General features: G+C 23.9%; 15 protein-coding genes. 5 read left to right on the top strand and 10 right to left on the bottom strand.

Going from position 1 to position 15,513, the window contains the following annotated elements:
- Nucleotides 1-25: 25 nt before the first annotated feature.
- From ACQW0Y_RS01330 to ACQW0Y_RS01340, 3 genes are all read right to left on the bottom strand, one after another.
- Nucleotides 26-1,192 carry an ABC transporter permease subunit gene (locus tag ACQW0Y_RS01330; RefSeq protein WP_427867397.1) on the bottom strand — a complete coding sequence of 389 codons (1,167 nt, stop codon included), beginning with the start codon at nt 1,190-1,192 and terminating at the stop codon, nt 26-28.
- Entirely contained in the window at nt 1,185-1,838 is a 654-nt protein-coding gene (locus ACQW0Y_RS01335) for an ABC transporter permease subunit (protein ID WP_427867398.1), read from the bottom strand. Before ACQW0Y_RS01335 ends, ACQW0Y_RS01330 begins: the two co-directional genes overlap by 8 nt.
- Nucleotides 1,839-2,168: 330 nt before the next feature.
- Nucleotides 2,169-3,152 carry a variable surface lipoprotein gene (locus tag ACQW0Y_RS01340; RefSeq protein WP_427867399.1) on the bottom strand — a complete coding sequence of 328 codons (984 nt, stop codon included), beginning with the start codon at nt 3,150-3,152 and terminating at the stop codon, nt 2,169-2,171.
- Nucleotides 3,153-3,416: 264 nt separating this feature from the next.
- On the opposite strand from ACQW0Y_RS01340, the gene ACQW0Y_RS01345 reads away from it, so the two are divergent.
- The 5 genes from ACQW0Y_RS01345 (at nt 3,417) to recU (ending at nt 8,808) form a co-directional block, all read left to right on the top strand.
- Complete coding sequence (locus tag ACQW0Y_RS01345) at nt 3,417-4,484, top strand: hypothetical protein (protein WP_427867400.1); 1,068 nt, start codon at nt 3,417-3,419, stop codon at nt 4,482-4,484.
- 100 nt (nt 4,485-4,584) lie between these two features.
- Entirely contained in the window at nt 4,585-5,103 is a 519-nt protein-coding gene (msrA, locus tag ACQW0Y_RS01350) for a peptide-methionine (S)-S-oxide reductase MsrA (RefSeq protein ID WP_427867401.1), read from the top strand.
- Nucleotides 5,104-5,281: 178 nt separating this feature from the next.
- Complete coding sequence (locus ACQW0Y_RS01355; RefSeq protein ID WP_427867402.1) at nt 5,282-6,151, top strand: MAGa7180 family putative nuclease; 870 nt, start codon at nt 5,282-5,284, stop codon at nt 6,149-6,151.
- Nucleotides 6,123-8,252, top strand: coding sequence for a UU173 family protein (locus tag ACQW0Y_RS01360; protein WP_427867403.1), 2,130 nt, complete (start codon nt 6,123-6,125; stop codon nt 8,250-8,252). The genes ACQW0Y_RS01355 and ACQW0Y_RS01360 overlap by 29 nt, the downstream gene beginning before the upstream one ends.
- Before the next feature lie 52 nt (nt 8,253-8,304).
- Entirely contained in the window at nt 8,305-8,808 is a 504-nt protein-coding gene (recU, locus tag ACQW0Y_RS01365; protein WP_427867404.1) for a Holliday junction resolvase RecU, read from the top strand.
- Here the strand turns inward: recU and ACQW0Y_RS01370 are convergent.
- The 7 genes from ACQW0Y_RS01370 to topA form a co-directional block, all read right to left on the bottom strand.
- The gene (locus tag ACQW0Y_RS01370; RefSeq protein ID WP_057235694.1) at nt 8,798-9,094 is read right to left on the bottom strand and encodes an HU family DNA-binding protein; all 297 of its coding nucleotides are present in this window, start codon (nt 9,092-9,094) and stop codon (nt 8,798-8,800) included. The genes recU and ACQW0Y_RS01370 overlap by 11 nt on opposite strands.
- Nucleotides 9,095-9,127: 33 nt before the next feature.
- Nucleotides 9,128-10,102, bottom strand: a complete 975-nt coding sequence (locus ACQW0Y_RS01375) for an NAD(P)H-dependent glycerol-3-phosphate dehydrogenase (RefSeq protein ID WP_427867405.1) — start codon at nt 10,100-10,102, stop codon at nt 9,128-9,130.
- Between the two features lie 2 nt (nt 10,103-10,104).
- Nucleotides 10,105-11,421, bottom strand: coding sequence for a ribosome biogenesis GTPase Der (der, locus tag ACQW0Y_RS01380; RefSeq protein WP_427867406.1), 1,317 nt, complete (start codon nt 11,419-11,421; stop codon nt 10,105-10,107).
- Nucleotides 11,421-12,089, bottom strand: a complete 669-nt coding sequence (cmk, locus tag ACQW0Y_RS01385; protein ID WP_427867407.1) for a (d)CMP kinase — start codon at nt 12,087-12,089, stop codon at nt 11,421-11,423. The genes der and cmk overlap by 1 nt, the downstream gene beginning before the upstream one ends.
- 15 nt (nt 12,090-12,104) lie before the next feature.
- The gene (locus ACQW0Y_RS01390) at nt 12,105-12,371 is read right to left on the bottom strand and encodes a hypothetical protein (protein ID WP_427867408.1); all 267 of its coding nucleotides are present in this window, start codon (nt 12,369-12,371) and stop codon (nt 12,105-12,107) included.
- 2 nt (nt 12,372-12,373) lie between these two features.
- Nucleotides 12,374-13,483, bottom strand: a complete 1,110-nt coding sequence (locus tag ACQW0Y_RS01395) for a hypothetical protein (RefSeq protein ID WP_427867409.1) — start codon at nt 13,481-13,483, stop codon at nt 12,374-12,376.
- Between the two features lie 132 nt (nt 13,484-13,615).
- Nucleotides 13,616-15,457 carry a type I DNA topoisomerase gene (gene topA, locus ACQW0Y_RS01400; protein WP_427867410.1) on the bottom strand — a complete coding sequence of 614 codons (1,842 nt, stop codon included), beginning with the start codon at nt 15,455-15,457 and terminating at the stop codon, nt 13,616-13,618.
- Nucleotides 15,458-15,513 lie beyond the last annotated feature (56 nt).

Genomic DNA, 15,513 nt, shown 5'->3' on the forward strand with positions numbered 1-15,513 from the left:
GTCAGATTTAAATTCTGGCTTTTTACTATTTAAATTTTGGGTTGAATGTGTTTGCTAAAGAGGCTGATAATAATTTAAGAATTAAAGAAAAAGCAATTATAAATAATGAAACTGTTATTAAATATCCAGAATTTTCAGAAGCTAGACCAATTGCTTCTTTTAAAATTGAGCCAATATTTAAATTATTTGTATCATTTATGAAATCCAAGAAAGCTAATGAGGAAGCAATTAAAATATTAATAGAAAATCTTTCAACAACTATAATTAAAAAATTAGCAAATATATATTTAAATATATGTCTATAGGCTATTTTTCAATTCGATAAGCCAACAGCTTTAGCAGCAATAATAAATTCTTTATTCATTAAGTTTTCTATTTCTTCTTTTGCAAGGTTATAATATGAAAATCAACAAATCAAGGACAAAGAAATTAATAATCCATATCAATTTGTACCAATAAAAATTGATAGTAAAAACACTCAAATAATTTCAGGTATAACACTTATTGAATCAATCATTTTATTAATAAACTTAATAAGAAAGTTTTCTTTATAAAAACTAGTAATTATTGCTAAATTAAATCCAATAAAAATATTAATAAATATAGCTAAAAAAATAATTGAAATTGTTATTCAAATTGAAGAAATAGATCTTCCATAAATATCAATCCCTTGATTATTGGTTCCTAAATATAAACCGTTTGGAATTTCAATAAGTGAATTTTTATTTAATAAATTAACTGCTTTTATTAAATTGTAAGGATTATATCTCAAGGTAACAATATCAGTGTAGATGGTCTGATCTCCACCAATTTCTCTAGCTGAGTCAAAATCAATTCAAAAAATTAATTCTCGATGATTTTTTATTGATTCTTTATATTCAAGATCTGCGATATTTCTAATAAAATCTAATTCATCTCCACGATTAAAGTTTCTAGTAATTGTTTGTGATAAATAAGAAGGCAAGTTATTAACCAAATTTGTTTTTGAATTTATTGAATTTGTTGGTGAATTACTTATGAAGAAAGTTGCTATAATCAAGGTTAAAAATAAAGCTAAAAATAAAATAAATCATGTTAAGTTTAGCTTATTATTAAAAAATCTTTTTCAATATTGTTTAGTTTGCGTTGTGTGAATTACATAAGGATTTTGATTTGTAAATTTTTGTTTTTTAAATGTAAAAAGGTTATGCATTTTGCCCCCTTTTTATTTTCTTTTTAAAAAATAGACCTTGTTCTTGTAAACTAGGATTTAATTTTTTAATTACTATTTTGTTACATAATAAAATTATTGATAATAAAATAAAATTAAAAGTAAAGTAAAACATAATAATATCTAACTCACCTTTTTTGAAAGCAAAAGAAATTAATAAACTTTGACCTGGAATTGAAAATATTCTTTCAATTAAAATTGTTACTGTGAATAATAAGACATAAATTACAAAAAATAAATTTAACTCACTAATTAAAAGTTCTTTTAAAATTGTTTTTCTCAATAGTTGAGACTGATTCATTCCATATGATTTTGCAAATAAATAATAATCTGATTTTAAAATTTCAAATGTTTTCTTTCTTGATTTAGAAAAGAAAATAGCTAAAGTTGGAAAAGAAGAAATTAAAACTGGAACAAATAAAGAAACAAGACTTAATTTATTATTCAAAAATTGTGAAGGATAACCAAAAACTGAAGAGTTTGTTAATGCAATAATTGCAATAATAAGAATTGGTAATGCTCCCATAAAGGAAACACTCACTGAAACAATGACATCATATGATTTATTTAATTTATAAGCAGAAGTAATTCCTAAAATATTTCCTAAAATAAAGCTTATTATAAACACTAAAAAACTTATTAGAAAAGTTCATTTAAACTGATTTAAATAAAGTAAAAGAATATTACTTTGCGAAGATGATAACTCATGGGAATAAATTTTTCCTGGATTAAAAGTGAATAAATTTACTAAAAAGTTTTTTAATCTTATTCCATAATTATTTGATATTTGCGAAAAAACCGCTAAATTTTTCTTTATTTGTGGCTCTATTAAAATATTGATAGCAAAAAATATTACTATAATAGCAAAAAAGAAAATAAAAAAATAAAAAGCAATGCTTTTAAATAAGTTGATCTTTTTCTTATTTATCATTATTGCCTCCTATTTTTGAAAGATATTCTATCTTCTGTGACCTTCTTCACCTTCTTCATGGTGATGATCATGTTCATCTTCTAGATCTACAACTAAAACTTTTGATTCAATAACTTGTGTTATATTTGTGTTATCATATACTTCAATTAATAAGTGTAACTTATTTCCTTCAATTTTTGTTTGAGTTTCATCAAATTTAATACTAAATTCTAATGTTGTATTTGATTCATCAACTACTTCGACATTAATATGTTTTTTAAATTCGACTAAAAGAGCTTGAAAACCTTTTGCTTGCTCTTCTTTTAATTTGTTTAGATAAGCTTGTTGTGCTTCGTTTGTTTCTAATTCTCCAACTAATTTAGTTCCAAATTTTCAATTTTGAATAGTTGTAATTGGTTCAACTTCTTTGAAACCTAATAAAGTAAATCTTACCGTTGATTTAGCAATTTTGAATTTAATATCTAAGTGAATTTCACCTTCATCATCATGTGCATGAGTTGATTCAGCAATACTTAGTTCTTCATTTTCAGCTAATTCTTTTTCAGTAACGCTTATTCCATATTTTTGAAATACTGTTTTAACATCATTTCAGTTAGCAGCTGCTTTCAATTCTCCAACAACTTCAGAAGCTACTTTTTCTTCTTGATTTTCAACAATTTTTTGTACTACTAAACCTGATTTTTCCTGTGTATTTCTTTGTTTAAAACTATTAATTGCTGATTTAATTCTTTGAAGAAATTCTTTTAGTAATTTTGTATCATAGTGATCATTTTGGGGTTGAACTCTTTGAAATTCGTTAATTTCATTTAAAATTTTTTGAGCATTTGCTTTTTCATTTTCTTCTTCTTCGTATTTAACTATTTTTTCTATAAAAACTTTACTTGAATTAATTTCTTTGATTATTGCTATATTTTCGTTTACTTCTTTTTTACATGAAGCTGCAATTAATGGAGTAGATAAAACTGCAGCTAATGGTGATATTGATAAAACAATTTTTAAACTTTTCTTCATTTTTTCCTCTTGATTATTTAGTTATTTTTATATTATAAATTATATATTAGATTGCAAAAAAAATTTAACTATATTTTTATTTTTTTTGTTAAATTAGCACAAAAGGAAGGTTAAATGGCCTTTTTTAAGATAAAAAGTCAAAAAAATTGTGATAAATTTATTTTTAATAAATTATAATTTATATTTAAACAAGGGGACATTATAGACAAATATTGATTGGTTTATTTTAGGGAAAATAAAATAGGAGTTTGTTCAAAATGGTTTATGAATAAAGAAAATTTAAAATTAATAGAACAAAAAATTAATTCATGTACAACTTTTGGAGAATTTTTAAGAAATATTTTTAATATTTCAAAATTAAAATCTGTTGAAGTTTGTGAAAAATTAAATATAGATCGAAGAAAAATTTTTAATCTTTTAAATGACATTAAGCCTGATGTGAGCTTAAATTTAATTCAAGATTTAGAAAAATTATTTAATTTAAAAATAGGATATTTGAGTAATAAATGATATTACTTTAAAACTAAATACACAACAAAACAATATAATAACGAAGAATTAATAAATAGATTAGGTTGAGATATTTTAGAAAGCAACCCATATTTAACAAATATTTTAAATTATTATAGAATGAAGGAAAATTCTACCGAAGAAGAAAAAATTGAATTTTTAAGACAATATTATGGAACAGTAGATATCGATGAATATGCCAAAAATATTGCGAAGAATTTATACATAACAAAATGTAAAATCGTTAAGCCAGGAAGATTGCCTTTTATTCGTTTTTGTGAATTGTTTATAAAAGAAAATTTTAAAGAAAAAAACAAGTTAGTTTTACAAAGATTTAAAGAATATTTACCTAAAAATATAACAATAAAATTAATGGAAGCATTGTTCAGTAATGACACTGATTTTGATGAAAAAATTAAACAAGCTTCAATAATATTGAAGGAAAGAAATATTCAATTAATTAAATTGCCATATGTTGAGAAAACATTAACAAGAGCATTGACTTTTTCATTTGGTCAGAGAAAATATATTATTATTACCGATATGTATAATTCAGAGGTTTTAATTTTGTTTTCTTTAATAAAAGAAATAATGATTTGTTTTTCACCATGATTATCAAGAAAAGAATATTATTCAATTTTTAAAGAATATTATGATATTTGAAAGAAATCTAATAAAAATAGAAAATTAATTATGGCAGAAGATATAGCTAATTCTATTGATAAAATTTATTCTTTAGATAACACTAAACCAGATTATTATGAAAATGTTTCTGAAGTATATAAAAACATTGCCAAGAAATATAAGAAAGTTAAATTTTAGATAAATACAATAATTGTTCGTTTAATTTGAACATTATTGTATTTTTATTTTTCAAAAAAGTTTAAAATTATAATGCTATTTTTTTAAAAAAAGGAGAAAAATGAAAAAAACTATATATTTTGCAGGTGGTTGCTTTTGGGGAGTGCAAGCATACTTTTCTCGTGTTAATGGAGTTATTGACACTAAAGTGGGGTATGCAAATGGTATTATTGATGAAGCAACTTACCAAAATTTGAAAAATACACTTCATGCTGAAACTGTACAAATAACATATGAAGATAGTTTAGTTTCACTAGAGGAATTAGTATTACACTTATTTAAAATTATTGAACCTGATTCACTTAATAAACAAGGCGGTGATATTGGAATTCAATATCGTACAGGTGTTTATTATGAAAATAAAAATGATTTTATAGTAGTAAGCAAATTATTTGAACTATTAAAGAATAATTACAAAGAATTTTATGTTGAGCTTTTACCTTTAAAACATTTCATTTTAGGAGAAGAATATCATCAAGATTATTTAGTTAAAAATCCTAATGGTTATTGCCACGTGAATTTAAATGTTGATTATAAACTTAATTCAGATGAATTAAAATTAATTGAGAGTTTAAGATAGTTATCTTAAACTTTTTTATTTTTCTAATAAAAAAAGAAATAAAAGATAATATAATGAACCCCAAAAGTTGGACCAAGTAATTTGGAAAAACTTTTGGGGTTCATTATATAACAGTTTCATTTTAATTTTAATTAATTTAAATTTTGTAAAATAGTATATATATAAAAGCGAGGCTTAAATGGAAAACACAAGACAAATTAAAATTCCTTCACGTTCACATTATAACGGTTTACAATATGACCTTGATTATGAAACAAAAACAGTAAAATTAAAAAAAGAATATCATCAAAAATTATTGTCGCATAAACCTGGATCTTTTTTGGGTTTTAGAAAAATTACTGGATCAGCATTAGGCGACATTTTAAAATTAACCCAGTTTAATAGTGACTTTGCGGCATTTGCTAGAGTTGCTAATTTTAGATTTCCAGTATTAGATCCAAAATACGTAAATGCCGGTATTGCTTTGGAGCCAAAAATTCTTGCAAAATTAGAAGAAAAATTTCACTTTGAAATTAAAAGATTTAATGCAAAAGATTATGATTTTGATTATTTTAAAGATAATGAATTGTTTGGGGGATTACCAGATGGATACTTAGAGGAACAAAACATTATTATCGAAATTAAAACAGTTGGTAGTAAAAAATTTGAAGCATGAAATAATAATTGAATTAATGTTGCTTACATAAAACAAGCACAGTTATATTCTTATTTAATAGGTGCATCAAAATTTACAATAGTAGCATGTTTCTTAGAAGAGGAAGATTATGTAAATCCGGAAAACGTTGATATTAATAAAAGAAAAATTAAAAACTGGTTTTTTGAAGTTAATACCAAACAGGTTTTGGATGATATTAAAGCTTGTGAAGAGTGATACAATAAATATACAACAAGCGGTGTGAGCCCGCAGTGAAATGATGTAATTGATTCGGATATTGTTAGATATTTAGATTGTAAAAATTATGATGAATGAGAAAAACTTTACTTGGAATGGGTAGAGATAGGGAAGGCAGTGCCGGAATATGAAGAAGAAACAAGTGTATTCATTTAATGATTTTGTAATTGCAAACACAACAAAGCCTTGGCTTATTTTTAATGATATTGATGAAGAAATTAATTCTGATTGTAAGAAAAATATAGCCTTATTACAAGATGATACTTCTTATGAAGATGATGAAGATGGTTTAAAACATAGTGAATATGATTTTCTTGATTTTTATACAGAAGAAATTGAAAATATAGTTAACGATTTTGCGGAAAAAAATTTAGAAAATGAAGAGAAAGAAAAACTAACTAAACTTAACCCGTTTGATAAAATAGAATTTTTGAAACAATATTTTGATTCAACAGAAAATTTAGAAAAAAAACAATTTGATGAAGAAACATATAAGAATATTAATTATTTGTTTTCTATTTTTACCAATGTAAATATATTATCAACTGGTATTGAAAAAGTATATGATCAAGGCATAGAGCAACTGGTTAATTTTTATAAAGAAAAATACGGAATTAATGATAACCAAATTAAGTTTATTTCTTTAAAACAAGCACAAGAAGATATGGTTAGTCAAACCGAAAAAGCCTTAAAACAAAATTATCGCTTAATTATAAATCCTGTTTTTAAATATAAAGATTGTGTTTCTAAAGTTACTTTTTTAGACATAAAGGAATGCACTTTTGGTAATTTAATTTATTCTAAAAAAACAACTAGAAAACAACTTCTAAAGAGTTATTGAGATTTTAAAATTATTAATAATTTTCTAAAGATAAACGAAATCTTTTTACTTAAGCCAAAATACCGAAAAAGAATTAATGTTAAAAAAGGTATTTTAGATTTTATTTTAACTAAATATTGCTATTATTCAAAAAATGGTGCTTCAATTAGTTCTGAAAACAAAAAGGAATTATCGGAAGAAGAAATAGAAGCAAAATTAGTTGGAGATCCAAATTTTGATTATTCAAGCAAAAGAAAAAGTAAGTTAAAAGAGAATAGATCCATTATTGATCATGTTTTAACTGAGTTAACTTCAGCTAATTATAATTTCCATGAGAAAAGATTAGAAAATTCAGATACTAAAAAAACTATCAGCAACTATACTTGCTCTTTTGATGAGTTTTTAAATTTAATAAAAAACAAAGATAATATTAAAGTAGATTGAGAATTAAGTTATGATGACTTTATTGATAATTTTAGTTCTAATAAGTTTTTTTCGAAGTTATTTCAAAAAAAATATCCAAATTATAAAGTCGGTAGTAAAAAAATATTGAAACTCGTTGCTAATGTAAATGATGATGTTGATGTTTTGACAAGAAAAAAAGCCTTGGAATTTTATGATAATAATCTTATTTCAATTGCCCCTAATATCGAAGAATTATATGAGTATAAGGTAATTAGTGATAAAGAAGCAAAAATAGCTTGATTTGATTTTGAAGGCGTCACCTTACCGATCCCAATGATAGATTACTTACCAGCATGAAATCAAGTTATTTCTCAAACATCGATTATTAAAACGCAAAATAATGAAATTTACGAAAGTAATGACTATGTTTACGATCCAAAAGGTTTTGGAATAGATACATATAAGAAAATAGTTGATGACTTATATGATGAAGAAATATCATATTATATTATCTATAATATCAGTTATGAAAGAGCAAGACTTATAGAAATAAAACAGGTTTTGGAAATATATTGAAAAAAAACAATGATATCTGATGAAGATTATCAATTATATTTAAGTAAAATAGATTTTATTATAAATAGATTAGTAGATATATGTAATTTTTTTCTTTCACATATGAAAAAAGTTTTTGTTATTGATAGACCAATTAATATTGGATATATAAATGGCGCCTTTTCAATCAAAAAAATTGAATATTTCGTTACGGAAAATAAATTAGGCCAGTATTTAAAACATAATATTAAACCATATGCCGAATTAAATGTTAAGAATGGCAGTTCAGCATTAATTATCTCAACTTCAAGAGCGCTAAATTTAATAAAAGATAATGAATGAAATGAAAAAATTAAAGATTTAAAAATTTACTGTCATAATGATGTTATGGCAATGCTAATGGCAGCAGATTTAATAAAATATTTAATGAAAAATAAAAAAGAATATTTAAAAAATTATAAAAAATATGATGTTTAAATATGTGAAAAAATAGGGAAAATTTCCTTATTTTTTTTGTTTTAATAATAATATGAACACAATTTTTAAAAATCGCGGAATGCTATTGGAAACAATAATTAATCAGACTAATGAATTTTACTTTAAAAATGATATTTGCTTAATTCATAAAAAAAATTTGGATATTAGTTTTAAATCTGTTTCATTAAAGAATAAAAAACTAAATTTAGATCAGGCGATAATTAGTAGCAAAAGCTCTGTTGATTATTATGGTATTTATAAAGGAAAATTTATTGCTTTTGAAGCAAAAAGTACAGAACTAAGCATTTTACCTTTAAAAAATATTAAAAATCATCAAATAGAATATTTAAATTTAATTCAAAAAAATGGCGGAATAGCTTTTTGAATAATATACTTTAAATTTGAAAATGCATTTTTTTTAATTATGCATGATCAATTAATAAAAAAAATTAAAAATAAAAAAGCACTTCACTTTGAAGACGCTTTAGATATTGGTAAAAAATTAAATTTATCTTTTCCTGGAATATTAAATATAATCGAAAATATTACTTTTTAGAATTTTGATGAATTTCGTCTACTTTTGATTTTAAAACATCAGAAAATTTAAATCTAGGATCCATTTTTGCAGGAACTTCAATTTCTTCTTTTGTAATATTGTGTTGTTGAGTTTTTGAAGGAATATATTTTGAAGAAAAAACCCCAAATCCAGATATGGTTACTTGTCTAGAGTTAGCCATTTCTTCTATTAGAATATCAATCATTTGGTCAAAAATAGATTCTACCATAGCTTGTTGAAAGCCAGTTTCTTCTGAAGTTTTTTTGATTAATTCTTTTTTTGTCATTTTAACTCCTTATTTATTTTAGCAAATCCAAAATTAAATTTTTTTCATCAAATTATTTATTATTTTATTTGGGTTTTCCTTATTATATACTATTTTATAAATTCCTTCTATTAATGGCAAATTTAATTTATTTTTAGATATATTTTGTTCATAAATGTATTTAAGTGCATATAAACCTTCAACAGTTGTTTTGTTGTCATCTAATTTATTTTTGAAAAAATTCATTCCATATTGATAATTACGTGATTTTTCTGATAAACCAGTTAACATAAGATCACCTAAACCGCAAAGGTCATAAATTGTTTCAACCTTTGCACCTAAAAATTTAGCATATTTAGCCATTTCTTTCAACCCCATTGTTAGTAATGCTGCTTGAGTATTTGTAGAATATCCTAAACCAATAGCCATGCCCGAAGCTATTGCTAATATATTTTTATATGTTGATCCTATTTCAGCTCCAATTACATCATCATTAATAGAAACTCCAAATCATCGATTTGAAAACAACTGTTTTACTTTTTTAGCTATTTTTAAGTCCTTGGAAACAGCATTTACAATTGTTATTTGCTTGTTTATTATATCAACAGCAAAAGAAGGGCCTATTATTGATACAACACCCTTTATGTTATTGTTTTCAAAAGACAATGATTCCATTTTATTATGAACAAAATAATTAGTTTCTGGTCAAAAACCTTTTGAAACATTTATAATAACTGTTTTAAATTTTATTAATTCTATTAATTTATTAAAAACATCAGGAATAAATTTGGTAGGTATAGCAATAATTACGAAATTCGCATGGTCAATTGCTTCTTCTAGATTAGTTGTTGTTTTAAAGTTTTTTTCTAGCTTATTTTCAAAATATTTTTTGTTAAAACCCTTACTAAGATCATTTAACTCATTATTATCAATTCCATAAATAATTACATCGTTATTATTTTCAGCAAGAACATTAGCACAAGCTGTTCCCATTGCGCCACTACCTAGAATTGCAATTTTATTTTTCATAATTATCTTTCCTCTTTTTTATTTTTATTTTTTAAAATTAAATTTATTGGTGTTCCTGAAAAATCATAGTTTTGTCTAATTTGATTTTCAATATATCTTAAATAAGTAAAGTGAGCACAATTTGTATCATTAACAAAAAGTAAAAATGTCGGAATTGGCCCTTCTATTTGTTTAGAAAAAGTGATTGATAATCTTTTGCCTTTAATTGGTGAAGCTGGTTTAATCATTTGAGCAGTCATCATTATCGAATTTAATTGGTTAGTATTAATTTTTCTTGATATGTTATTCTTAACACGAATAATTTCATCTTTTAATTTATTTATTCTTTGTTTATTTTTAGCTGAAATGAATACAACAGGAGCTCAATCAACAAACTTTAATTTTTTTGATAAATTCTTTTTATAATTTGCCATTGTATTTGTGTCTTTTTCTATTAAATCTCATTTATTAACAATGACAATAAGAGGTTTTTTTAATTCATATGCTATTCCAATAATATTTTGACTAAAATGACTAACTTCTTCAGTTGCATCTAACATTAATAAGCATAAATCAGCTTCTTGAATAGAATCAGTAGCACGCATTAATGCATAATGTTCAATACTATCGGTCAATTTACTTTTTCTTTTAATCCCAGCTGTATCAATTATTTCAAATTCCTCATTATTGATTTTAATAAAAGACGAAATAGAATCTCTTGTAGTTCCTGCTATGTTAGAAACTATTGATCTTTCTTCATTAGTTAAAGTATTTAATAAAGTTGATTTTCCAGCATTTGCTGGTCCTAGAATTGTTAACTTAAAATTATCATTTTTGTCTTTGTCATCAAAGTTTAAATTGTTAATTATTTCATCAAGTAAATTTCCTACACCATCGCCATGAATAGCACTAATTGGAAAAATATCTGAAAATCCTATCTTATAAATTTGACTATCAAAAGAATTATTAATATTTGATTCTAATTTATTCAATGCTACAATAACTTTCTTGTTTGATTTTCTTAATAAACTTGCAACAAAAAAGTCCTCAGTAGTAATTGCTTCTCTTCCATCAATAATAAAAACAATAACTTCAGCTTCGTTAATAGCAATTTGAGCTTGTTTTTGAATTTCTTCTTTAAAGTTCCCTTCTTCTTGAGTAATCCCACCAGTATCAATAATATTAAATTCATAACCTGACCATTTTGCTGAATGATAAATTCTATCCCTAGTTACTCCAGGTGTATCATAAACTATTGATTTTCTTTTATTAATAATTTTATTAAATAATGTTGATTTACCAACATTCGGTTTTCCTATTAATGCTACTGTATTTTTCATTATTTTAACCTCTTTTTAACTTCCTCAAGCATAACTTGAAAGTTTTCTTCAACGCTCATATTTGTTGAATCAATTTTCACACTTCCTTCACTAACAATTAAAGGATCAATATCACGATTCATATCATTATAATCTCTTAATTTTATAGATTCTAATATTTCATCATAATTAGATTCTATTCCTAATAAAAGATTTTGATTTTGTCTTCTTTTTGCTCTTATTTCTGGGGTCGCTCACAAGAAAAACTTTGCTTCTGCATCAGGTAAAATTCGATATGTTGCATCACGACCATCGACAATAATACCTTTATTTTTATTACCAAAATTCTGTATAAATTCATTTACTTTGATTCTTACAGATTGAAATTTTGCAATTAATGAAGCTACTAATGAAACTCTATCTTCTCTAATTTTTAAAGTTATATCTTCATTATTTAAAAATATTTTTTCATCTTCAGTAATGAATAAATCGTTAAAATTTCAAGAATTATTAATTTCTTGTTCATTATATAAATCAATATTTTTGATTAATGAATTATAAGCAATAGCACGATAAAGATTACCGCTACTAATGAATTTATAATTTAGTTCCTTTGCTAACATTTTAGCCATAACCGTTTTTCCTACGCCGCTTGGACCATCTATCGCAATATTTATTTTATTTTTCATTTTAGAGCTCCTTTTCTAATCTTTTGTAATTAATTCTAATAATTCTTGATTTTCTTCAATCTTTAAATCTTCGTAATTTTTATAGTTTTTATTTATATTTATATCTTTAATTATTTTATTTAATTCAATCTCTTCTATATTCTTGTTTTCTAATTCTTGAATATAACTTTCTATATCCAAATCAACATTTAAATTATATTTTTTTATTAATTTAATTAAGTCTTTGATTTGTTTGGTATCTTCTGTAATTATTTTTTTTAATTTATTAGTTTCTTTTTTCATAATTAAACATCTAAAGTAAAAATTTTAATTTCACCTTCACTTTTAATTTCTTCATTTTCTTTGTTTATAAATAAATATTTAATTGTTAGTTCATTTAAACCTTTTTTAGGGTTTCATGAAACATATTGGTTATTTGAATTTTCGATAAAAGGTTTTATGTTAAATTTTTCTTTTGAATAAATATCTTGAAAAGCATCTGTTGCTATTAATATTTTTTCAAATCAAGTAAAAATTTCTTGCTGAAAATTTTCGCTTTTAAAAACAGCCTTAATTTGTTCTTTTAATGAAACAATATTTCTTTTTATTTCTTGTAATTCATTTAATTCTTCTTGGGTTTTTGCTTCTTTTGCTTCGATTGTTTTTTGTCTTTCTTCAAAAGATAAAACCTGATTTTCTAATTCTTTGCTTTTGGCATCATATTTTCTAACTATTGCTTCAGCTTCTTTTTTGTTTTCGGGTCACATCTTAGAAAACTCAGTTCCTTGATAAGTTTTTAAATTATTAGATAAAAATCTAACAACTTGACTCGATTTAAAGTAATACTTAGAATTTGGCGTTGATTTTACTTTGTTTAATTCAAAAACACCTTTAGCATATTCATAATTTAAAAATACTTCAAAATGAATTCTTAAATTAAATGAATCATTAGGAATCTCTTCAACATCTAAAAATTTAAAATCTAAAAACTTAATTTTTTCAAAATCTAAAAGTGTTTCGATTTTATTTTTTAAGAACAAATCAGGATTAAAAGGCTCTGGTTTATTTTTAATAATATTTTTTTCTTCAATAGTTAGACTGCCAGGTTTTTTTTCAATTATTTCTTTATATTTTTCATTAAACTCATCAATTCTTTTTTGTGCTAAATTTTTTCTACTTTTAAAATCAGATAAAAGGTTTTTCGCTTGTAAAGAACCCACTATTTGTTTTTTAATTTCAATTTTTTTAACTTCCTCATTAAATTTTTCGACAGATCAAAATTCTTTTTGGATAGTTCTACTATTTTTAACAACATAATAAATTGCTCCTGCAACAGCAGAAAGAGTTAATGCTGGAACTAAAAATAAAGTTCATTTTGTTGAATGTTTCTTTGTTTTCTTTATTTCTTTTTTCATGATAACAATTTTACTATGTAAATTTAATATTTGTAAATAAAACTAAAAAAATAAAATACATAAGTATTTTAGTAAAAAGAACCCTTAAGTGATTTTTTGGTTTTTTTTTACATATTTTCTAATGTATTTTATTTATTTTTTAGCTTTACGTCTTCTAAAGAAACTTTTATTCTGCGTTTCAATATTTCTTATATAATGACAATTAGGAAAAGCTGAACATCCAATAAATTTTTGCTTTTTAATTTTTGTATAACGATAGACCAGTTGAGAATTGCATAAAGGACAATTTTCATCTAATTTATTAGCTTCTAATACAGTAATATTTATTTGATCTTTAATATCATCATATCTTTCATTAAAACTGTCTCAGAATTTTTGCATTAATTCCTTATAATCTTCTTTTCCTTCAGAAATTAAGTCTAATTTGGCTTCTATTTTAGCTGTGTATTCCTCATTAATTGTTTTTGGAAAACTTGTTAATAATTTTTCCAAAACTACTTTTCCAAACTCTGTTGGAATTAAATGACCATCTGTTAGTTCAACAAATAGTCTTTGTTTAATGACTGAAATTGTTGATGCAAATGTTGATGGTCTCCCTACTTTAATATCATCTAATTTTTTAATTAAAGAACCTTCGTTATAACGAGCCGGAGGTAAGGTTTTCTTATCTTCTTTGATAAACTCGTCAACTTTTAAAATATCTCCAATTTGTAATTTTGGAATGTTTATTATTTCTTCTTTACCTGAATATGCATAATAACCATCAAAAATTACTTTGCTAAATGACATTCTAAAGTTATTATTTCCATTTACTAAATTAAATCTATAATTTTCTTTTTCTGGGCATGTCATTAAAGACATTATTGTTTTATCATAAATTATTTTATAAATATAAAAATCAATTTCATTTAAATCATGTTTTGTCTTAGCTTCTTCAGGCGTTAATTCAATGTATGTTGGTCTTATTGCTTCGTGAGCATCTTGTGATCCAGCAAATCCTTTGATTTCTTTGGCCACATAATTTTCACCAAAACGATTTGTAATATATTTTTGTGCTTTATTAATAAATGATTCACTTAATCTTGTTGAATCGGTTCTTGGGTAAGAAATTAACCCTGCTTCGAATAATTTTTGTGCTGAACTTTGCACTGTTTTTGAACTATATTTCGCTTCTTTATATAGTACTGATTGTTTAAAAGGTGTATAAGCACTTTCTTTTCTTTTTGATACCGAAATATCATCAACAACTAATTCATAATTACTATTTAAAAGTTCATTATAAGTAATATCTGCTTGTTCACGATTTAGTCATGTATTATCTTCAAATTCTTTATTTTCTTTTAAATATAATGGGACACTTAAACCATTAATTAGATTAGCATTAATTTTAGAATATAAAATTGGGTTAAAGCTTTCAATTTCTTTCTCTTTATCACAAACTAATTTTAGAGCGATAGATTGAACTCGTCCTGCAGAAGGATTTGTAGGCGCGTTTTTTACTTTTTGCATCATTAACTGCGATAAACGAAAACCAATTATTCGATCTAACATACGTCTAGATTTTTGAGCTTTAACTAAATTTTGGTCAATTTCTAAAGGATTTTCTATTGCAAATTTTATAGCCTCATCAGTAATTTCATTGTATTTAATTCTTTTATATTTATTTTCTAATTTTAAAGTTGTAATTAAATTATTAGCAATTGCTTCACCTTCACGATCAGGGTCAGTTGCTATTAAAACTTCATCAGCATTTTTTACAGCCTTTTTTAGTTCTGAAATTATTGTTTTTTTCAAAGGATCAGGAATCATTTTTGGTTCTCAATTTTCAAAATCAATTCCTAAATTATTTAATCCACCAGTTGATAGTTTTAAAATGTGACCAACGCTGGCCAATACTTTTATTTCATCTCCTACTATTTTTTGAATAGTGTGAACCTTATTTGGTGACTCAACAATCATTATTTTTTCTGACATATGATAGTTCCTTTCCCCTTGCTTTTTGTTAACTTATAAAGAATAATAATAACATA

The sequence above is a fragment of the Mycoplasmopsis arginini genome (assembly GCF_965278885.1).
In the GTDB taxonomy this organism is placed as follows: domain Bacteria; phylum Bacillota_I; class Bacilli_A; order Mycoplasmatales; family Metamycoplasmataceae; genus Metamycoplasma; species Metamycoplasma arginini_B.